We start from the raw sequence: 20,324 nt of genomic DNA, 5'->3' as shown, positions 1-20,324 counted from the left end.
GTTTGACGCCAAATGAATCAGAAAAGAGATATTGGAATTACTATAAACCCGTGGCCAAAAACACTTGACCACTACAAATCTAAAGCTTGTAACTATATCGTGATCAGTTTCGAATATGATGCCATTACCATTATTAAGCTTTACCTCTAGATATTCTCCTTCGGGGGCGATATAAGGATGCGGTGAAACAATAGTATTTGGATAGATAGCCACGACTTCCTTTTTATTTGAGCCCGCACCTAAACCATTGCCAACAACTATGCCTAATTCTTTATCAAATACGTCGAATCTCGCCACCATATCATCTACGACCATGATATGAACTCCCTTCTTACCCTTATTAGAAGAAAGATAATAGCAACTGTAGGGTTCATCATATGAAAGTCTGTCGGAGTAATAATGCTTCAACTGCTGTAAAGCAAGATCGGCTTTCATTCCAATTTTTACGCGTCCATACGCATCATCAGTTAGCTCTCCAGCTAAAGACACCTGACAGAAAAGGACTAAAGAAACTAGGATTAATCTCATAACTCTCACGAAATAAAACAATGTTAACAACACATCTAGATATGCTTGAATTGACAGACTCTAGATATGCTTTTGTGATTCAATTTCATGTTATAACAGAAGTAATGTCAATGTGCGGCTTATTCATTCGCTTCAATCATTCTTGAAAAAGGCTCCATGGAGTGAATTCTCGGTTTTAAAATTAAAGTCTAAAAAATAAATACTTAGTTAAATTCTATTGTTTTTTTGGACGTGTGAAGCCGAAATTAACTGTTTTGTGAGACGCGATTCTTCGCCTTTTACAAAGCAAAAGCCCGCAATATTTCTATAACGGGCTTCTTAATATAACTTGATCAACTTAATTGAGATTCTGTTTTACGAATAAAAAACCTCGGTTCAAGTTTAGTATTGCTTAAACCTTAAATTACTAAACGTCTAAGTTCTCAACGTTCAACGCATTAGTTTCAATAAAGTTTCTACGAGGTTCTACTTGGTCGCCCATTAGCGTAGTAAACAATTGGTCGGCGCTAATGGCATCTTCAATAGTTACTTGCAACATACGACGGCTGTTTGGATCCATAGTCGTCTCCCAAAGTTGATCTGGGTTCATTTCACCTAGACCTTTATAGCGCTGGATATATTGACCACGTTTAGCTTCACCCATTAACCAATCAAGGGCTTCCTCAAAGGTTTTTATTGGATTAACTTTTTCGCCTCGCTTAACATAAGCGCCCTCTTCCATTAAACCGTTGATAGTCTGGTTTAATTTGACGATTTTTTCATACTCAGGAGAAGATATAAACTCTTGATTTAAATGATATTCATAGTCAATACCGTGTTGCTTCATGATTATAACCAAATCATTTTTACCATTTTCATCCAGTCTAACTTCCATGGTAAAAGTATGTGATTCACTATCAGATTCAGTCAATGAACTAATAATTTTTTCACCGGCTGAAGTTAATGCGGCTTTGTTATCTAGTACATCTTGAGTAATAGCATCATTGTAAACAAGCTCAACTAAAATGGATTTTGGAATACGACGTTTGCTCATTCTATCAATCATAGCGAATGTCGTTTGATACAGTTGAACCATATTCTCTAACGCGATACCTTGTATTGCAGGTGAATCTTCTGCCACATGCAATTCTGCGCCATCTACTGCAATGTTAGTTAAGTATGCTGCTAGGCTATCATCATCTTTTAGATATTGTTCTTGTTTGCCTTTCTTCACTTTATAAAGAGGTGGTTGTGCAATAAAGATGTGACCACGCTCAATCATTTCAGGCATTTGACGGTAGAAGAAAGTAAGCAATAAGGTTCTAATGTGAGAACCATCCACATCAGCATCCGTCATGATGATAATGCTGTGATAGCGAAGTTTGTCAGGATTGTATTCGTCTCTTCCAATACCACAACCTAATGCAGTGATAAGCGTCGCGACTTCTTGAGAAGATAACATCTTATCAAAACGTGCTTTTTCAACGTTTAGGATTTTACCTTTAAGTGGCAATATAGCTTGATTCTTACGGTTACGCCCTTGTTTTGCTGAACCTCCCGCAGAATCACCCTCCACTATGTACAGTTCAGAAAGTGCTGGGTCTTTTTCTTGGCAATCCGCTAACTTACCCGGTAAACCAGCTAGGTCAAGAGCGCCTTTTCTTCGCGTCATTTCTCTAGCTTTTCGGGCAGCTTCTCTTGCTCTTGCCGCATCAATAATTTTATTCACAATGGTTTTACTGGCTGAAGGATTTTCTTCAAGGAATTCGGCCAGCTTTTCACCCATAGTAGTTTCAACAGCAGACTTAACTTCTGAAGATACGAGCTTATCTTTGGTCTGTGAAGAGAATTTAGGATCAGGCACTTTAACCGAAACTATTGCGGTTAGGCCTTCTCGAGCATCGTCACCGGTTGCATTCGTTTTGTTCTTTTTATTCAACCCTTCCTTTTCCATATAGTTGTTTAAGGTACGAGTTAACGCCCCTCTAAAACCGGCTAAGTGAGTTCCGCCATCTCGTTGTGGAATATTATTGGTAAAACAAAAAATACTTTCTTGGAAACCGTCGTTCCATTGCATTGCAACTTCTACTGCAATGCCATCTTCTCTATCTACAGTAAAATAGAATGGTGCATCGTGTATTGAATTTTTATTTTTATTTAAATATTCAACAAAGGCTTTAATACCACCTTCATAGTGGAAATGATCTTTACGTCCATCGCGTTCGTCTTCTAGCTTGATGGAAACACCAGAGTTTAGAAATGATAGTTCACGAATTCTTTTGGCAAGGATATCGTAATGAAACTCTACATTAGTAAAGGTTTCTTCGCTCGGCCAAAATCTTATGGTTGTTCCTTTACCTTCGGTTGTTCCGGTAACGGCCAAAGGTTTAACTGGCTCGCCCATAGCATATTCTTGCTCATGAACTTCGCCGTTTCGCTTAATTTTTAACGTTAATTTTTTCGATAATGCGTTAACTACTGAAACACCTACACCGTGCAAACCTCCGGAGACTTTATATGAATTGTCATCAAATTTTCCTCCAGCGTGCAATACAGTCATAATAACTTCGGCTGCACTAACACCCTCTTCTGGATGAATTTCAGTTGGAATTCCTCGTCCATCATCTGATACGGAAACAGAATTGTCAGAATGGATTTTTATAACTATATCCGAACAGTGTCCCGCTAAGGCTTCGTCGATAGAATTATCTACGACTTCAAAAACCATGTGGTGTAAACCAGTGCCGTCATCGGTGTCACCTATGTACATTCCTGGTCTTTTTCTTACGGCATCAAGTCCTTTTAAAACTTTGATACTGGACGAATCATAATTATTTTCAGACATCTTCACTCCTCAAACACGCGATCATGTTTCACGTGAAACACTTTTTTATTGTTATATGCATCAGCAAAAGAGAGTTGCTGCTTTTCAATTGCCGTTACAAAAAGCTGGCTGCTACTTTCAATCGCCTTATCGAGAAAAAACAAACGGGTTTTTTCATCTAATTCTGCGCTAATATCGTCTACCAAAAAGATACAGGTTTTATTACTTCTTCCTTTCAGTAGTTTTACTTCTGCAATTAATAGTAGGGATACAAGAACTCTTAACTGTCCTCGAGACAAAAATTCTGCTGCGCTCTTTCCATTTACTAGAATGTTTAAGTCAGCTTTGTGTGGACCTATTGTTGTGTGACCACGGAATAAGTCTCTATCTAATTTAGACTCCATCGCATCAGATAGACTAGTGTCTCTTTCCCATCCCTGATTATACCTAATTTCTACATTAATCTCAGGATTAAATTCGTTGTATAAGGCTTTTAATTCGTCGTTTAACAAAGAAATATAGTGTTTTCTAAGTTTATCTATGCTTTCGCCCTTTGAAACTATATATTGGCTCCAGGCGTCTTGCTGGACAAATCTTTCAATTGGTGCATTTTGATTTAATTTAAGTAACGCATTTCGTTGTAAAAGTGCTTTATTATATGCACTACTGATGTTGTGAAATTGATGTTCCACGTGAAACAATAACCAATCAATATATTTTCTTCGGGTAATTGGCGCGCCTGTAACCAGCTCACTACTCTGTGGTGTAAAAATTTGAACTGGTAATTTTCGAACCATATCACCTATGCGCTTCGACTTTTCACCATTAATATTAAAAACAAACCCTTCCAATTTATTACGTGAAAATCCTAAAACAGAATCGCCCTGCTGTTCATCTTTAAAATTTGAAAACACAGTGGCTGATTCAGAGGAAGGTGTTTCGTAATGAATAAGATTATCAGATTTGTTAGTACGAAAAGAACGGCCATATCCAAGGACGTGAATGGCTTCTAAAATACTCGATTTGCCTGCACCGTTATCACCATAAATTAGATTCAGGGAATCATTGGGCTGTAATTTTAAGGAAGGAAAGTTGCGGAAGTTATGCATCCGCAACTGAGTAATATGCATAAAAAAGTACTAGAGCCTCATTGGCATTATGACATATTGTGCTGATTCATCTTCTACTAAGGTGTCGTTTACTACTTTCATTCCTTGTACAAGCGTGCTGGCATTTGAGTCTGACAATTTAAAAATAACAGATTCACTTTCTATGACATTTAACGCATCTATTAAATAAATAACATTAAATCCAATTTCCATTGGATCATAATTAAAATCAACTTCAATGATTTCTTCGGCTTGTTCTTGTTCTGGGTTGTTGGCAGTAATCTTTAATTCGTTTTCTTCAAGGTTTAATCTGACACCCTTGAATTTTTCATTGGTTAAGATTGCCGCTCGTGAAAACGCACTTTTTATAGTATTACGATTAACCACTAATCCTTTATCAGCATCTTTAGGTAACACACGATTGTAATCAGGAAATCTACCATCAACCAATTTACTGGTAAAAATAAACAACTGACTAAACACTCGAATATGGTTACTACCAAGTTGTACTTTCACATTGGCATCTGAATCTTCAATCAGACGTGAAATCTCCATTACCCCTTTTCTTGGAATAATGACTTGTTTTTGTGGCAGTACAGAATTTTCGTATTCAACTACCGCCATCGCTAATCTATGACCATCAGTTGCGACTGTGCGAACTTGATTATCGCCAGTTTCTAAACTCATACCGTTTAAATAATAACGAACATCTTGCTGAGCCATAGAAAACTGAACAGAATCGATTAGTCGTTTTAACTGAGACTGGCTGATTTCAAATTCAGACTCGTCTTCGAAGTTTTCTAAATTAGGATAATCATCTGCTGACAAAGTTGATAATGTATATTTAGCTCTTTGTGCTTTTAAGACTGCCTTGTTATCTTGAATTAAAAAATTAATATCAACTTCTTCTGGCAATCCACGCACAATGTCTAAAAACTTTTTCGCAGGTACCGTGATGCTTCCATCCACATATTCCCCTTCTAGAGGAACACTCGACATTAATTCAACTTCTAAGTCGGTACCGGTTAACCAAAGTTTTCCTTCGTGAACACGCAAAAGTACGTTTGCTAGAATAGGTAAAGTGTGTCTACGTTCAACAGCACCTGAGACTAATTGTAGGGGTTGCAACAAATCTTCACGGCTAATAGTAAAATTCATTTTTATTCTCGTTTTGCGTGTAAATTATGATGAAAGCGTTCGTATCAAATTTTTATAATCTTCCATTACATCGTGATCACTAGCACGTAATTCTTCTATTTTTCTCACTGCATGCAATACTGTTGTGTGGTCTCTTCCACCAAAAGCGTTACCAATTTCCGGCAAGCTATGATTGGTAATTTCTTTTGCCAATGCCATTGCTAATTGACGAGGCCGAGCCACACTTCTTGTTCTTTTCTTAGATAATATATCAGCCACTTTAATTTGGTAATAGTCAGCGACCATTTTTATTATATTTTCAATAGTAACTAACTTATCCTGCAAGGCAAGTAAATCACGTAAAGCATCACGCACAAAATCTATCGTAATTGGTCTACCGGTAAAATTAGCATTTGCAATAACACGATTCAATGCCCCTTCTAATTCTCGTACGTTGCTTCGAATACGTTTGGCCATAAAAAAAGCAACTTCGTTAGGTAGCTCAATTCTATTTTCATTTGCTTTGCGCATCAATATCGCAACACGGGTTTCTAATTCTGGTGGTTCAATGACAACTGTTAATCCCCAACCAAAACGAGATTTTAATCTATCCTCAACCCCATCGATTTCTTTCGGGTAACGATCAGAGGTTAAAATAATTTGCTGGTTACCTTCTAACAATGCATTGAAGGTGTGGAAAAATTCTTCCTGAGATCTTTCTTTATTAGCAAAAAACTGAATATCATCAATTAACAAGGCATCAACAGAACGATAGAAACGCTTGAATTCTTCTATGGCATTGTTCTGTAGCGCTTTAACCATGTCTTGAACGAAGCGTTCCGAATGCATGTAGACAATTTTTGCGTCGGGATTTTTGGCCACAATGCCATTACCCACAGCATGAATCAAATGGGTTTTGCCTAGCCCTGTGCTGCCATAAAGAAACAAAGGATTGTAAGATTTTCCTGGATTTTCAGCAACTTGCACTGCCGCGGCTCGTGCTAACTGGTTAGATTTACCTTCGACGAAATTTTCAAAGGTATACTCAGTTTTTACATTACTCTTATGATTATTTAGCTTGGGTAAACTATTTGTTGCAACAGAAACCTCTGCGTTTATTGCTTCTTGATGCAACGGACGATCTGTAATGGCAGGCCCAACTTTGAGTTTATGTGAACCAAACTGATTCCCAGCATTACCAAAAGAAGTTTTATTATGCTCTTCAGTTTGTTTGCTAACCGGCATTGCCGAGTTTGAAGCTTGTGGTGTTGGCGCTCCAACTTTTAATTCTAATTGTGGCGCGTCATTTCCATACAACTGTCTTAAAGTTGCGGAAATCAAATCAAAATATTTATCACGAACCCAATCTAGGATGAAGTGATTACCTGCGAACAATTGAAGTGATGCACCATTATTCTGAGATTTAAGAGGTTTGAGCCACATGTTGAATTGTTCTGATGACAATTCGTGTTTTAGCAGCTCCAAGCATTTATCCCAATCAGTGTCCAAAGTGAAAGCCTTTTCTATTTTTTATGTGCGAGTTTTTAAAAATGGTCGGATAATATAACTAACCTATATAATTTTATCCACAGCTAAGACGGATAATTTGCTATTAATCATACAACTTACCCACATATTTCCATATCTCATTGATTAATATAATTATATTCTAACGATTTTTTCAAAATATACTTATTCACGTTTAGAATAAAGGTTATTTATAACCAATAATTATAGAAATTTAGGAATAAATCTCTTATAAGATGTGGATAAATATGATAAAGAACACCTATCCTGTGGATATCAATTAAACAAAGTGCATAAAATTACAATATTTTATCCATTTTATAGTTGACATTAGGCCGCTAGATCTCTAGTATTCGCCGTCCAAATAAACAGGTGTAGCGGAGCCAAATCTTAGGTACGCGTAAAGTCACCTCAAACTTAAATGAGAATAGGTCATGAAAAGAACTTTTCAACCCAGCAACCTAAAGCGCAAGCGTTCTCACGGTTTCCGTGCTCGCATGGCCACTAAAAACGGTCGTAAAGTGTTAGCAAATCGCCGTGCAAAAGGTAGAAAGCGTCTTTCTGCTTAATGCCAAGCTTTAGTGAAAAAAACACTATATAGTTTTCCGAGGGAGTCACGTTTGTTGACTCCTTCTTGCTTTTCTAATGTCTTTGAAAAAGCCATTCCAGCTGTATCTCCACAACTTACCCTACTTGCTCGACATAATTCACTTGAAAACCCACGTTTAGGCATCACTATAGCTAAAAAGAAAGTGAAGAAAGCTGTACAACGTAATCGCATTAAACGCTGTGTTCGTGAAAGTTTCAGATTAGTCGCGCACAACTTGCCAAATGTTGATATCATCGTGGTCGCAAAACAGGGCGTAGATAGTTTGGATAATAAGGCTATTCACCAGTTATTGGAAAAACAGTGGCAAAAGATAATAAAACGATGTCAGTAGAAACGAGTAAAGCGAGTACTTTCCATAAGGTTACCAGCTTACCATTCGTGGGTGCCATTCAATTTTATCAAACATTAATATCTCCAATGTTAGGGCAAAACTGCCGCTTTCATCCGAGTTGTTCTTGTTATGCCAGTGAAGCCTTAAAACAACATGGTGTAATAAAAGGCTCTGCATTAGCAATAAAACGAATTTCTAAATGCCACCCACTACATCCGGGTGGTTTTGATCCCGTGCCGAGTGCACACAAGGACAACAATTAAATTTTAAATACGAGAGAGTTATGGAATCCCAAAGAAGTATTTTAATTATTGGACTGGCGTTATTCACATTTTTATTGTGGCTTGAATTTCAAGATGCCAACGCTCCAGCACCTGTGAAAACTCAGGAACAAGTTCAACAGGAAATAGCTGCTAATAATGCCGGAAGCGTTCCAGGTGAATCCAGTGATTCCGAAGACAATTTCGTACCTCAAGCAACCAATGCTGCCTTACCCCAAGTAACAAATACAGCTGCTAATGCAAATCGCATAGTTACCGTTACTACAGACACCTTGTCTTTGGAAATAGACACCCATGGTGGTGACGTAATAGAAGCTGACCTACGCAAATATCCTATCACTCAAGACGGTGATGATTCTTATCCTTTGCTAAGCAAAGAAAACGCTACTTATTATGTAGCCCAAAGTGGATTAATTGCGAAGGGAATAGATACACAACAAGGCCGTGCACGCTATTCAGTTGCACAAAACAGTTATGAAATGACTGGGGATACATTAGAAGTTCCTCTGACCATAACCACTGCTGATAACTTAACCGTAGTTAAAACTTTTACTTTTACCAAAGGCAGCCATGCTGTTGATGTTAGTTACACAGTGACAAACAACGGTAACGACGCTGTCCAAGTACAGCAATACGGTCAACTTAAACAAAGTTTAGCTGAGCGTTCAGGCGGAAGCATGTTCATGCCTACCTACAGAGGTGGTGCATTTGGTACTCAAGACGACAGCTATGAGAAGTTTTCTTTCGGCGACTTCGAAGATGAAAAGCTTAATCTAGTGACCACTGGTGGTTGGATTAGTATGTTGGAGCACTATTTCATTTCTGCTTGGGTACCACCACAGGATTTAAGCAATGAAATGTATTCTCGAGTTATCAATAACAGAGCTATCATTGGTTTTAAAGGCGAAGCAGCCAACGTTCAAGCTGGTGAAACTAAAGTTATTTCAAGTATTTTATACATGGGGCCAAAAGACCAAGATGTACTATCAGGTCTTTCAAAAGGACTAAACTTAACCGTTGATTATGGCATCCTTTGGTGGATTTCAGTGCCTTTATTTACCTTCTTGCAATGGATTCACAGCATTGTAGGCAATTGGGGTGTAGCTATCATTATTATCACCCTAGTAGTAAAAGGTGCCATGTACTATCTGACCAAGAAACAGTACGAATCTATGGCGAAAATGCGCGTACTTTCACCCAAGCTTCAACAGTTGAAAGATCGCTTTGGCGACGACAGACAAAAAATGTCACAAGCCATGATGGAGTTATACAAGAAAGAAAAAGTAAACCCCATGGGTGGTTGCTTCCCTCTGCTTCTTCAAATGCCAATATTCTTAGCGCTTTACTGGGTGTTATTAGAAAGTGTGGAACTTCGACATGCAGATTTTGCGTTTTGGATAACTGACCTATCGGTTGCTGATCCCTATTTGGTATTACCAATACTGACTGCGATTTCTATGTACTTGCTGCAAAAGCTTCAACCAATGACGGTTCAAGACCCTATGCAACAAAAGATTTTCCAATTTATGCCAGTAGCCATGGGTATTTTCTTTATGTTCTTCCCTGCTGGTTTGGTTCTGTATTGGTTAATCAGTAACATAGTAACCTTGGTACAAGCGAAAATGATTTACGCTTCAATGGAAAAGCGCGGCTTAAAAACCCGATAAAAAATCAGCATTAATTGAACAAAAAGCCTAAGTTCTACTTAGGCTTTTTTGTATGGACTAGGTTAGAATTAATATACTAGCCTCAGACTTTGTTAGATGTTCTGAACTTCGATTGTAACTGTACACAATATTGCCATTTGAAAGACGCTGTAAACCCATCCATGGGCGCTCTACGAAATCATCCATGATTTCGAAGCTTTCAAATGGCAATATTGTCCACAGTTTTTTACATCAAGTTCTGAACACCTAACAAAGTCTGTAATTGAAAGATATAAGAAAGAAAATGAAACAGGAGCAAGTATGCCGTCTTTTGACATAGTGTCTGAATTAGACAATGTAGAAGTAAAAAATGCCGTCGACAATGCAAACCGTGAATTAGCCACTCGTTTTGATTTTAGAGGCGTTGATGCCTCAATAGAATTTGCAAATGAAGTTGTTACCCTTAAAGCCGAAGGTGACTTTCAACTCCAGCAACTGCAGGATATTTTGCGAAATTCTTGTGCAAAAAGAAACGTGGATCCTCGTGCAATTAAACCTGGTGATAAAGACCACACTGGTAAAACTCACAAGCAAACCATTAGCTTTGTGCAAGGCATTGATCATGAAATGGGTAAGAAAATTAACAAGCTGATCAAAGATAATAAGCTAAAAGTACAATCAAGTATTCAAGGTGACCAAGTCCGCGTTACGGGTAAAAAGCGAGATGACCTGCAAAGTGTTATCGCGATTTTAAAAGCCGAAGATTTCGGTCAACCTTTACAGTTTAAAAACTTTAGAGACTAAGTCTGTTGTGAAAAAAGATACTATTGTCGCTTTAGCCACAGCGCCCGGACGAGCCAGTGTCGGTATCATTCGGGTGTCGGGTCCTAATGCCAAAGCTATCGCAGAAGCCATACTAGGAAGCTGTCCAGCACCTCGACAAGCGGTGTATCAAGCGTTTTACGACCAAGACAAAAATGTCATCGACCAAGGCATAGCATTGTTTTTCGTTAACCCACAGTCTTTTACTGGCGAAGATGTGTTAGAACTGCAAGGTCACGGCGGTCACATCATCATGCAAATGTTATTAGATGCATGTTTAGCTACTGGATTAGTACGTTTAGCAAAGCCTGGTGAGTTTAGTGAACAAGCATTTTTGAATGACAAACTTGATTTAACCCAAGCAGAAGCCATAGCAGATCTTATCAATGCATCTTCAGAGCAAGCAGCGAAAAGTGCGGTGCGAAGCTTACAGGGGGAATTTTCAAAACAAATTCACACCCTAGTGGAAAGTGTTATTCATCTACGCATGTATGTAGAAGCGGCAATTGATTTTCCCGAAGAAGAAATCGACTTTTTAAGTGATGGAAAAATCCAACAGGATTTATTTAGCATTACAGACCAATTGACCAGTATTAAAACTCAGGCGAAGCAAGGTAGTTTATTGCGTGAAGGCATGCACGTGGTTATCGTTGGCAAGCCTAACGCTGGTAAATCGAGTTTGCTAAATGCCTTATCCGGCAAACAAAGCGCCATAGTAACTGAGATAGCCGGCACCACTAGAGACGTATTAAAAGAACAAATTCATATTGATGGTATGCCACTGCATATTATTGATACCGCTGGATTGCGTGAATCAGACGATAGGGTCGAACAAATTGGTATCGAGCGAGCTTGGCAAGAAATAGCCACGGCAGACCGCGTACTCTTCATGTTAGATAGTACCACTGAAAAAGATGCCTTACCTGAGGATATATGGCCAGAATTCTGTGCCAAACTGCCAGCTGAAATTCCGGTTACCATTATTCGCAATAAGGCTGACATTAGCGAAGAACTAATAGGAATCGAAGATAGTCACTACCCCACGATTCGCTTGTCAGCAAAAAGCGGCGCAGGCATGGGTATTCTCAAACAACATTTAAAAGATGCTATGGGGTTTGAGCAAGCAGGTGAAGGTCAAATAATTGCCCGTAAACGCCATTTAACCGCCTTAGAAAATGCAGAAATGCATATTCAAACTGGAAAGTCACAATTGGATGACAACATGGCAGGTGAATTGTTGGCGGAAGAATTAAGAATTGCACAACAATTTTTGAATGAAATTACTGGTGAATTCACATCTGATGATTTACTGGGTAAAATTTTCTCGTCGTTTTGTATTGGTAAATAAGGAATATTAAATTGCACTTTGAAATAGTGGTTGGGTCAGTGTTAGGCGCTAGTGAATATGTCGCAGATGCGATGAATGACCTTTTAATATCAAAGGGTCACAGTTGTAATATCCACTTAGCACCTGTATTTGAAGAAGTAGATTTTTCTCAATCGCTCATGGTTATCACCTCAACCCATGGTGCCGGAGAATTACCTGACAATATTCAGCCATTCGCTGAACAGCTTGCAAATGCAAAATTAGAAAATACCCAATTTATTGTTATTGGTTTAGGTGATACCTCCTATGACACCTATTGCCAAGGTGGGAGAACCATGCAGGAATTGCTTATAAAAGCTGAGGCGAAACCCCTACATGATCCTTTGTATATCGATGTCTTACAACATCCAGTGCCTGAAGAATTAGCAGAAGACTGGTTCTCAAAAGTATTAGAAACACTGTGAATTCCCTTGAGATAGAAGCCCTACAACAACCTTTAAGTAATGAGGCTAGAACCCTGTATTGCGTGTATTTACGCCCGCAATGGTCAATAAATTCACAAAAGATCACAGTAAAAAACAAGACGATTTTGCAGCTATTAAATAGTAAAAAAGAAACTATTACCCTTGGTCGTCAGATTAGTGCTTTGTTCAAAGAATTAGTGGATATTGGCTTGGTAAAATTTATCGAAAACATTGAGTTTTCAAAGAGTTTAAATAATCAGTATATTTATCTTCCGCTGGCAAAAGTGCCTAAAGATGACAAGCATCAAAACTTGCATCAGCAACATGGCAGTATGAGCATAAGTTGGCGACCCGACACTGAATCTTTTACCATGTTGAGCGATTTAGTAGGTTTAATTGATAAAGAATACAGTGCTGATGAGCTGGGAGAATTTATCGCTTACTGGTTGGGGAGACCGGAAGTGACACAAACTCCCTATCAATGGACACAAAAATTTGTGTTACAGTTAAAGCATAGAAGAATAAAACGACCGGTTCACCAAGAGCAAACAAAAGCAGGCCATCAATGGATAACGCCACAAGCGGGAATCGCCTTTGATGAAAATGTTGAAAAACTGGTAAACAAATACAGCGATAAACTATGAAAAGCTTTCAAGATCAGTTGGCTGAATTCAGCAAAAGTATAGGCAAAGATATCAAAGACCTTCCGCAGCAAGAGGCAGGGCTCTCGTATCAGGAACGTAGAAAACTATACGACCAACAAGCAAATCAAGACATTGCTCAGTTACAACAAAAAACCAAACAAGCTCGAATAGAAGCATTGTATGGCGCATCTGATTTGAACAAAAGCTGGACCTTTGATCGCTTGGTCGAGGATTCACAGGATGCTAAAGAAGCTATTAGCATTGCCCGTTCATTTATAGCGGCACACCAAGATCCCAGTTGGCGCAACAGCCGTGCCCACATGATGCTATTTTATGGCGATTATGGACGCGGTAAATCCCATATTGCAGGCGCAATTGCCCATCAGCTCATCAATCAATTTGAAATCACAGTACTTTATCGACAGCTGCAAACCTTGTTGGAAATGCGCTTTTTCTCTTATGATTATCAAGCCAACGACAATGCCTCAGCGAAATTCAGAGAAATCAGCAAACAACTACTAGAAGTCGACCTGCTGATATTGGACGAAGTCTGTGTCAATGAAACCATTCTTAAACAATCCGCACAAAGCTGGTTAGGCAACCTACTGCGTCAACGTTGTGCTGAAAACAAAAACTGCATTTTGATCACCAATCATAATTTAAATGATTTGTCTCATGCCTTAGGTAAATATTGTTTTGAATCCATTAAGGAATACGAAACCTACAAAGTACATTTCCAAGGTCCAAGTCGAAGAGGCGCAGACAGAAACCAATTCGAACCTGAACCTACCCCGAAAAAACAAGGCTACGTCCCCAACCAATTTTAAATAATGAACTACGGCTCCATTTTTTTAATAATGGAGCCGTAGTTCATTATTCATGTTCAATAAGAACCCCGAACTAAAATTCTATTTCCATGTAAATTTTTCATCTATTTTCAAAAATACTACAGTTTGCAAACTGTAGTATTTTGAACTTCAAACCATTAATGACATTTTTAACACAAGTTTTTATCCCAAAGCTCATCTTATAATTTGTGAAATACTATAATTAAAACAGCCAGTTAATCCAATTCAAAACAATCAATATTCACAACCAAACAAGGCTCGCCCTGTTGAATGATGCTCCTTAACAATCAGCTCCTCAATGGCACATAACCTGCTCTAGAAATGAGTATTTAAGAATATTAATGGGTTAACACAAAGTTCTCGGAAAGATAATGACAAACGAAAACAAATACATGATGTGGATTATTAGCCTACTCGGGATATTTATCTTGTTAAGCATTGTTGTGATGTCGGGCAAAACTGCCGGATTTGATGAAGCCATTTTGTTGGTAATGCGCAATGCTGATGATCTGAGCATCGCAATTGGACCTCAGTGGTTAACCGAGACCGCCAGAGATATCACCGCCTTAGGCAGTATCATCTGGCTATTCGGTGTTTCTTTTATGTTCGCACTGATAAGCTTTTTGGGAAATCACAAGCGCATAGCTTATTTCATTATGACAAGCACATTGGGCAGTTGGCTGATCAGCTTTTCCCTTAAATACTTGTTTTCCCGGGCTAGACCTGACCTTATCTCGCGTGAAGCGGAAGTATATTCCCAAAGCTTCCCCAGCGCCCATGCACTGATGACAGTTTCTATTTACAGCGCCCTTTGCTTAGTCATAAGCCGATATTTAATCAATGCAAGTCAAAAAGTGGTTTTGTGGGCGAGCTTTATATTTCTCATTTCCGCGGTGGGCGTTAGCCGCCTATATCTAGGTGTGCATTGGGCAACAGATGTATTCGCCGGATGGATTCTTGGAAGTTTGTTCATAATCATATTGTGCCGTTGGCTCAATCCTATACAGCATGACTCACTGCAAGTGTTCAAACAAAAACAGTATGAATACCAGAATAAATCTGAGGCCTGATTGATAAATGAATACTCAAACTCCTATCAGTTATTTTGCGAAAATTGGCTACAGTGCCAGAGGTGTTATTTATCTAATCATTGGTAGCCTTGCATTAATGATAGCTTTGGGACTCGGCGGCAAACAAACCAATGCGAAGGGCGCAATTTCTACCCTATTAGAACAACCTTTTGGATGGTTTTTTCTCATATTATTTATCGTCGGCCTTTTTAGTTATTCTGGTTGGCGATTTTACCAGGCCATATTTGATCCCGATGAACATGGGTATAGCGTAAAAGGTTTAATGGTGAGATTAGGTCTTTTCGGCAGCATGATTTCTCACGCACTTTTAGGTTACTGGGCAAGCAAATTAGCAATAGGTCTTAAATCCGCTGAAGACAAAAACGTCTCAGTGGCGAATTGGCTTGGTGAAGATTATGCAGTGGCAATATTAGGTGTTTTCAGCCTAGTTACTGCCATTATAGGTGTATCGCATTTGGTAAAAGCGCTAAAAGCGAAGTTTGACGATTATATGGAAATACCAGAAAACCATCGTATTTGGATTTTGCCTCTGTGCAAAACGGGATTAATATCCCGCGGTATTGCTTGGCTTATTTTGAGTTTATTGTTTTTGCAATCAGCGCTCATCACCAAAGACCATTCCATTAAAGGCATGCAAGATGTGTTAACAGCTGTATCAGAAGACACTTTATTCGGAGATTGGTTACTCTCTGCGCTTGCTCTAGGATTAGTTTCCTTTGGCATTTACAGTTTCCTAGAAGCTATCTACCGTAAAATCGAGTTTTAGTGCCATGGCTAAAACATCAAACCCATTTAACCATTAAAATGTTATTTACTCGCGCTAACCTAAACTCAGGTGTTTGTATTGGTAATTCACAGGCTTTAAGGTTTATTAATTGGCCAAGACTGTTTCTAGACTCTTCATGTAAAGTTTGAATGTGATCATTTACTCGTTGCCATTTCCATAAATTAAATGGAAACACATGACGTTTTTCTTCGACCTCGCCTATTTTATAGGAAAGTGTACTTATGCTACGCGGTATCTCGCCTTCGCCATTATCGCTAACCCATTGACTAACTTCTTTGAACGTTTGTTGTATCACGGGAAGCAATTCTAATTGCAACCTTTGTAATATTGGATGCAATGTATTTGGGACCTCATCATTGTCTAAAAACTTGCCGCAAAGCGGATATGGTGTAAGTAAGCGGTCAATCCAAGCACAAAGATTTGGTGCATGCTCTTGCATTAGTCTACCCGACGCTGGATCTCGATAAAGGTGTCCATAAAGCGGGCCAAAGAAACTAAAATCAGCAATGCTTGGACGAGAGCCCAATAAGAATTCATGTTCTTGAAAATGCTTGTTTAAATCTTCCAATAGCTGCAGGTAGCTAGTTTGTATCGCCCCGGCAGATTTATCTGTGATCCCCAAATACGGAAGCGCCCCAGCAAACGGCCCCGCATTTTTTTGACCGATAGTAAATTGTTCTGCCGGCGTTAAATTTGGCGCCGATGTTTTACCAAATTCTCTTAATGCGAAGGCTTTATTTTCTTCAATCCGCCAACGATAAAGCATCGCCGGATTCACCAACCATTCATCACCATAGGCCTCTAATAAATGGGCGACCAAGCGCTGCTTAGGCGTTGAAGGAAAGATATTATTTTGAGTGAACAAGGCTTCTAAATGGTCAATAATATCCGTGGTGTCCTGAAGATAATGACCTTCAGGGGTTTTTAAAACAGGGATAAAAGCCACTCCAGTATTTGGCAAAATAATTTTTTTGTACACTTCACCGGTACTCAAACATTCACTAAAAGGAATCGCTTTATAGCGTAAATAAGCTCTTAATTTCGCTGTGTATAAGGAAACCGGTGACCCAATAAGTTGATACATGCCAAACCTCTGTTGAGTTGATTGCATTGAACATAAGCTGTCTGCATCTTAATAAAATAAAGGGTTGGCAATAATTTTATTTAATCCATAGATCGCCATATCCATTATGAATGGAACATCTAATAATGGAGCCTGACGCCATTATTAGTTTTTTAGCACTATTTCGGTGAGTAGCGGGAAATGGTCTGAATCAATACTAGATAGTCGCTGAATATTCCCTAATACAAAATGATGGCTGATAAAAACATGATCTAATGGCCATCTCAGAAACAGATAATCTGCATGAAAGGTATTAAACATTCCGCGGCCAATACGCGGGTCTAACAAACCACTTTTTTGCCTAAATTGCCTTGTGGTTGGCGACCATGCTACATCATTTAAGTCCCCTGCTACTATGGTTGGCTCATCTTCTGATTGTTCAGATACCTGTTTTGCAATCAATAACAATTCAACATCACGGGGAGTAGATTTTACATTTTCCGTCGGACTAGGAGGCGCTGGATGGGTAAAGTGACATTTCACTTTATAATTTTCATTTAAGCACAAATATCCATGCATTGAGGGAACATCTTTTTCAATTAAATCTACAACCTCAAAATCCTCGAGCGGGTAACGACTGTACAAATGCATACCATAGAGATTTTCTAAAGGTCGAAATTTTCGATAGGGATAATCATCATGAATTTCCTCTAATGCCTCTTGCCACCATTGGTTTGACTCTAAGGTAACCACCACATCAGGCTTGTGTGTATGAATATGTGCAAGTAACTTGTCAGCAGACTTGTTCGGCATTAAAACATTACTGGTCAAAATTTTTAAACGAGGTCCTTTATCATGTTGATTTGAAGATCTCACCTCAATATCCATCAATCCGGTATAGGGCACAATCCACACCAAATGATAAAAAAGAGATAGGACTAAGCCGATAAATAATACGATAAAAAGGGGATCAGGAAACAAAAAGAGACAGGTTGCTGCCGACACAACACAAAGCACTGAAATCTGTACTCGAGGAAACTCCCAACCGCGAAAAAACCAATGATTCGAAGGGAACAAGGGTAATATCGTGATTAAAATTAACCCAAAAAATACTACATACAATGCAGTGTGTAACATAACAAACCTTTAAATCTAATCGCTCGTCCCTCTGGATTAACTTAGGTAAAAAGCCCTAAGTTAATCCAGAACAATTACCTTATATTTACTCGCGCTTAACTCGTAGTGACAGGAATTATTTTCAATTCAACACGTCTATTTTGCTCTCGAGAAGACCGAGTTTCATTGCTAGCAATGGGCGCAGTTTCTCCCATACCTAGCGTTCTTAATCTTGATTCATCGACATTCCGTTGCGCCAAATAAGCAGCGACACTGTTCGCTCTACGAATCGATAAATCTTGATTATAATCTGAATCTCCTACTGAATCCGTATGACCTTCTATGCTCAATCGGGTCTTATCAAACTCTTTAAGCACTGCAGACACATCATTCAATACTGGATAAAAATTAGCAGAAACGGCTGCGCTATCTGTATCAAAGGTAAGATTACCTGGCATTACCAATTTTAACTCATCACCTTGTCTCACGACCTGAACACCAGTATCAGATAATTCTTCTCTTAGCTGCTCTTCTTGCTTATCCATGTAATCACCAATAGCGGCGCCGGCGATAGCACCAATGGCTGCGCCCCACACATAACGACTTTTATCATGGTCACCTGTGGCCTTACCCGCAATTGCACCCACAACTGCGCCAATACCAGCGCCTCTTTGCGTGTTCGATGTATTAGAACAACCTACGGTCAAACTGCAGGCAACGGCTATGGCTAACAAGGTTTTTGTAGTGTACATTTTCATAAAATCTCCTTCATAAATGTAATCTTCTATCCAACACTTACGGCGTTAGATATATTGGAATTGCGAGTTGAAGCTGTGGCTAAATTTTCAATCTTCTCGAATCTAAACTGAAAAATCTGTTTGTCTTGGTCGCAATGCTCAAGCCGCATAAATGCAGCCTTTAACATTTTGACTTGGGCAAAAACTACGACACGCTTTTCTTTGTCTCTCAAGTTGTGCAGAACTAGAATAATGGCGTCCAAAAAAGCTAAAGACACGTCGACTTGTTTTACAGCGTTTTGACGAATCTGACTTAAACCGGTCTCCACTATGCCTTCAAATTTAGCCACAGACCGAATAACCCGCATTTTCCCAGACTGTCCAAGCAAAACAGGTAAGGGTAAATCTCGATTACCAATTAACACTAAACTGCTCGCTATCCTGTTTAAGCAAGTAGTGGCTGTGAAAGGGTCATTAAGGCTAGGAGATAGAGCGCGAAGTGCAATTTCAACCATCTGATTGATGGCAAACTCAGGATCTTGCACAGGGGTTCTATTCCCTCCCACAATAAAAGCGTTCGATAGCTTGTCTTGCAAGTCATCACTATTGTGAGAATTGCCAAGGTGTTTTTGTTCTGTGTAGAAATGTGCAATATCATGTCCACTGCACACATATTGGCCAGGTTTAACATGAATAACGACTAACAGGTCTAATTCTTCTGCGCACCCATTAATTGCATCATAGTCGATACCCTGTACATATCCGTCTGAAGACGCTTTGATTGTGCAATCCACAAGTGAATATTCTGATAAAGAATACGCCTCTCTTTGATCGCTGGTGTCATTGGGAAAGATACGTTCAATATCTTCACAAAGCTTTTGCCAACAGGCACTAATCACATTTTCCGCTTGAATTGCGTTGGCCACATGATGAATTAAAAATATGATGGTAATTAATACAGCGATACTAATGCCAAAGGATAAAAGTAGACCAACGCCTGGCACATATTCTTCGACATCTTGATCTCGGATAAATCCAAGTAATATGAAACAAAAAGCAAAACTCGATACTAAAATCCCTAAAGAGACTTGAGTGTTTTTGTCTTGCATAAAATTGCGGATCAGCCTGGCCCCGAATTGTTTCGACGCTAATGTGAGGGTCACAATGATCATTGAAAAAGCGATACCCGTGACTGAAATGATAGCCCCTGACAATGAAGACAACATAGCTCTAGCATTGTCTGGCCCTATGCTATACATCCAAGATAACACCGGCAGTTCTGTGACGCCTTGAACCGAATCTAGAAACCGAACCACAAATACCATGGCGATTGCGGTAAATAAAAATGTAAAAGGAATCGCCCAGAAATTTGTGCTTAGGTTTTCTAAGACTTTAAAAAGTTTAGGCTTAGATATCTGCATGGGATAAAAAGACAAAAAAGCCCTTTGCATTC

20 protein-coding genes are annotated in these 20,324 nt (G+C 39.0%); 11 read left to right on the top strand and 9 right to left on the bottom strand.

What is annotated here, in order from left to right; translation table 11 throughout:
- From ACNKW3_RS18790 to dnaA, 5 genes are all read right to left on the bottom strand, one after another.
- Positions 1-528, bottom strand: a 528-nt coding sequence (locus ACNKW3_RS18790; RefSeq protein WP_427400875.1) for a hypothetical protein, incomplete at its 3' end; no start/stop codon positions are given.
- Between the two features lie 406 nt (positions 529-934).
- Positions 935-3,352: a DNA topoisomerase (ATP-hydrolyzing) subunit B gene (gene gyrB / locus ACNKW3_RS18785; protein WP_427400874.1), complete on the bottom strand. Its 2,418-nt coding sequence runs from the start codon at positions 3,350-3,352 to the stop codon at positions 935-937.
- A 2-nt stretch (positions 3,353-3,354) separates the two neighbouring features.
- Positions 3,355-4,461, bottom strand: a complete 1,107-nt coding sequence (recF, locus tag ACNKW3_RS18780) for a DNA replication/repair protein RecF (RefSeq protein ID WP_427400873.1) — start codon at positions 4,459-4,461, stop codon at positions 3,355-3,357.
- Positions 4,462-4,470: 9 nt separating this feature from the next.
- Complete coding sequence (dnaN, locus tag ACNKW3_RS18775) at positions 4,471-5,598, bottom strand: DNA polymerase III subunit beta (protein ID WP_427400872.1); 1,128 nt, start codon at positions 5,596-5,598, stop codon at positions 4,471-4,473.
- A gap of 24 nt (positions 5,599-5,622) precedes the next feature.
- Positions 5,623-7,086, bottom strand: coding sequence for a chromosomal replication initiator protein DnaA (gene dnaA / locus ACNKW3_RS18770; RefSeq protein WP_427400871.1), 1,464 nt, complete (start codon positions 7,084-7,086; stop codon positions 5,623-5,625).
- A gap of 452 nt (positions 7,087-7,538) precedes the next feature.
- On the opposite strand from dnaA, the gene rpmH reads away from it, so the two are divergent.
- From rpmH to ACNKW3_RS18715, 11 genes are all read left to right on the top strand, one after another.
- A complete protein-coding gene (gene rpmH, locus ACNKW3_RS18765) occupies positions 7,539-7,673 on the top strand; it encodes a 50S ribosomal protein L34 (protein ID WP_084407325.1) in 135 nt (44 codons plus the stop codon).
- A gap of 12 nt (positions 7,674-7,685) precedes the next feature.
- Positions 7,686-8,045 carry a ribonuclease P protein component gene (rnpA, locus tag ACNKW3_RS18760; protein ID WP_427400870.1) on the top strand — a complete coding sequence of 120 codons (360 nt, stop codon included), beginning with the start codon at positions 7,686-7,688 and terminating at the stop codon, positions 8,043-8,045.
- Positions 8,036-8,308 (top strand): membrane protein insertion efficiency factor YidD, encoded by a 273-nt coding sequence (yidD, locus tag ACNKW3_RS18755; protein WP_427400869.1) that lies wholly within the window; start codon positions 8,036-8,038, stop codon positions 8,306-8,308. Before rnpA ends, yidD begins: the two co-directional genes overlap by 10 nt.
- A gap of 20 nt (positions 8,309-8,328) precedes the next feature.
- A complete protein-coding gene (gene yidC / locus ACNKW3_RS18750) occupies positions 8,329-9,993 on the top strand; it encodes a membrane protein insertase YidC (RefSeq protein WP_427400868.1) in 1,665 nt (554 codons plus the stop codon).
- Between the two features lie 300 nt (positions 9,994-10,293).
- Entirely contained in the window at positions 10,294-10,776 is a 483-nt protein-coding gene (locus ACNKW3_RS18745; protein WP_427400867.1) for a YajQ family cyclic di-GMP-binding protein, read from the top strand.
- Between the two features lie 7 nt (positions 10,777-10,783).
- On the top strand, positions 10,784-12,142 hold the full coding sequence (gene mnmE / locus ACNKW3_RS18740) for a tRNA uridine-5-carboxymethylaminomethyl(34) synthesis GTPase MnmE (protein ID WP_427400866.1): 1,359 nt from the start codon (positions 10,784-10,786) through the stop codon (positions 12,140-12,142).
- 11 nt (positions 12,143-12,153) lie between these two features.
- Positions 12,154-12,585 carry an FMN-binding protein MioC gene (gene mioC, locus ACNKW3_RS18735; protein WP_427400865.1) on the top strand — a complete coding sequence of 144 codons (432 nt, stop codon included), beginning with the start codon at positions 12,154-12,156 and terminating at the stop codon, positions 12,583-12,585.
- Positions 12,582-13,229 (top strand): DnaT-like ssDNA-binding domain-containing protein, encoded by a 648-nt coding sequence (locus ACNKW3_RS18730; RefSeq protein WP_427400864.1) that lies wholly within the window; start codon positions 12,582-12,584, stop codon positions 13,227-13,229. The genes mioC and ACNKW3_RS18730 overlap by 4 nt, the downstream gene beginning before the upstream one ends.
- Positions 13,226-14,056 carry a DnaA ATPase domain-containing protein gene (locus tag ACNKW3_RS18725; protein WP_427400863.1) on the top strand — a complete coding sequence of 277 codons (831 nt, stop codon included), beginning with the start codon at positions 13,226-13,228 and terminating at the stop codon, positions 14,054-14,056. The genes ACNKW3_RS18730 and ACNKW3_RS18725 overlap by 4 nt, the downstream gene beginning before the upstream one ends.
- Before the next feature lie 392 nt (positions 14,057-14,448).
- Positions 14,449-15,147: a phosphatase PAP2 family protein gene (locus ACNKW3_RS18720; protein ID WP_427400862.1), complete on the top strand. Its 699-nt coding sequence runs from the start codon at positions 14,449-14,451 to the stop codon at positions 15,145-15,147.
- 7 nt (positions 15,148-15,154) lie between these two features.
- Complete coding sequence (locus ACNKW3_RS18715; protein ID WP_427400861.1) at positions 15,155-15,934, top strand: DUF1206 domain-containing protein; 780 nt, start codon at positions 15,155-15,157, stop codon at positions 15,932-15,934.
- A gap of 16 nt (positions 15,935-15,950) precedes the next feature.
- Here ACNKW3_RS18715 and ACNKW3_RS18710 read toward each other — a convergent pair whose 3' ends face one another.
- From ACNKW3_RS18710 to ACNKW3_RS18695, 4 genes are all read right to left on the bottom strand, one after another.
- Positions 15,951-17,066 (bottom strand): glutathione S-transferase family protein, encoded by a 1,116-nt coding sequence (locus tag ACNKW3_RS18710; RefSeq protein WP_427400860.1) that lies wholly within the window; start codon positions 17,064-17,066, stop codon positions 15,951-15,953.
- A 117-nt stretch (positions 17,067-17,183) separates the two neighbouring features.
- A complete protein-coding gene (locus tag ACNKW3_RS18705) occupies positions 17,184-18,155 on the bottom strand; it encodes an endonuclease/exonuclease/phosphatase family protein (protein WP_427400859.1) in 972 nt (323 codons plus the stop codon).
- Between the two features lie 95 nt (positions 18,156-18,250).
- Positions 18,251-18,886 carry an OmpA family protein gene (locus tag ACNKW3_RS18700; RefSeq protein ID WP_427400877.1) on the bottom strand — a complete coding sequence of 212 codons (636 nt, stop codon included), beginning with the start codon at positions 18,884-18,886 and terminating at the stop codon, positions 18,251-18,253.
- Between the two features lie 32 nt (positions 18,887-18,918).
- Positions 18,919-20,307, bottom strand: coding sequence for a DUF2254 domain-containing protein (locus ACNKW3_RS18695; protein WP_427400858.1), 1,389 nt, complete (start codon positions 20,305-20,307; stop codon positions 18,919-18,921).
- Between the last annotated feature and the right edge of the window lie 17 nt (positions 20,308-20,324).

It is taken from the genome of Glaciecola sp. 1036 (genome assembly GCF_050306235.1).
Taxonomy (GTDB): Bacteria; Pseudomonadota; Gammaproteobacteria; order Enterobacterales; family Alteromonadaceae; genus Glaciecola.
The sequence above is the reverse complement of the archived record's forward strand: the minus strand, read 5'-3'. Positions and strand labels throughout refer to the sequence as shown.

Excerpts from the sequence above, each read along its gene's own strand:
- ACNKW3_RS18720 (WP_427400862.1), top strand. The coding sequence starts at position 14,449 with ATGACAAACGAAAACAAATACATGATGTGGATTATTAGCCTACTCGGG.
- rpmH (WP_084407325.1), top strand. The coding sequence starts at position 7,539 with ATGAAAAGAACTTTTCAACCCAGCAACCTAAAGCGCAAGCGTTCTCAC.
- recF (WP_427400873.1), bottom strand. The coding sequence starts at position 4,461 with ATGCATATTACTCAGTTGCGGATGCATAACTTCCGCAACTTTCCTTCC.
- yidD (WP_427400869.1), top strand. The coding sequence starts at position 8,036 with ATGTCAGTAGAAACGAGTAAAGCGAGTACTTTCCATAAGGTTACCAGC.
- gyrB (WP_427400874.1), bottom strand. The coding sequence starts at position 3,352 with ATGTCTGAAAATAATTATGATTCGTCCAGTATCAAAGTTTTAAAAGGA.
- ACNKW3_RS18705 (WP_427400859.1), bottom strand. The coding sequence starts at position 18,155 with ATGTTACACACTGCATTGTATGTAGTATTTTTTGGGTTAATTTTAATC.
- dnaN (WP_427400872.1), bottom strand. The coding sequence starts at position 5,598 with ATGAATTTTACTATTAGCCGTGAAGATTTGTTGCAACCCCTACAATTA.
- yidC (WP_427400868.1), top strand. The coding sequence starts at position 8,329 with ATGGAATCCCAAAGAAGTATTTTAATTATTGGACTGGCGTTATTCACA.
- ACNKW3_RS18745 (WP_427400867.1), top strand. The coding sequence starts at position 10,294 with ATGCCGTCTTTTGACATAGTGTCTGAATTAGACAATGTAGAAGTAAAA.
- ACNKW3_RS18700 (WP_427400877.1), bottom strand. The coding sequence starts at position 18,886 with ATGTACACTACAAAAACCTTGTTAGCCATAGCCGTTGCCTGCAGTTTG.
- ACNKW3_RS18715 (WP_427400861.1), top strand. The coding sequence starts at position 15,155 with ATGAATACTCAAACTCCTATCAGTTATTTTGCGAAAATTGGCTACAGT.
- ACNKW3_RS18710 (WP_427400860.1), bottom strand. The coding sequence starts at position 17,066 with ATGCAATCAACTCAACAGAGGTTTGGCATGTATCAACTTATTGGGTCA.
- ACNKW3_RS18725 (WP_427400863.1), top strand. The coding sequence starts at position 13,226 with ATGAAAAGCTTTCAAGATCAGTTGGCTGAATTCAGCAAAAGTATAGGC.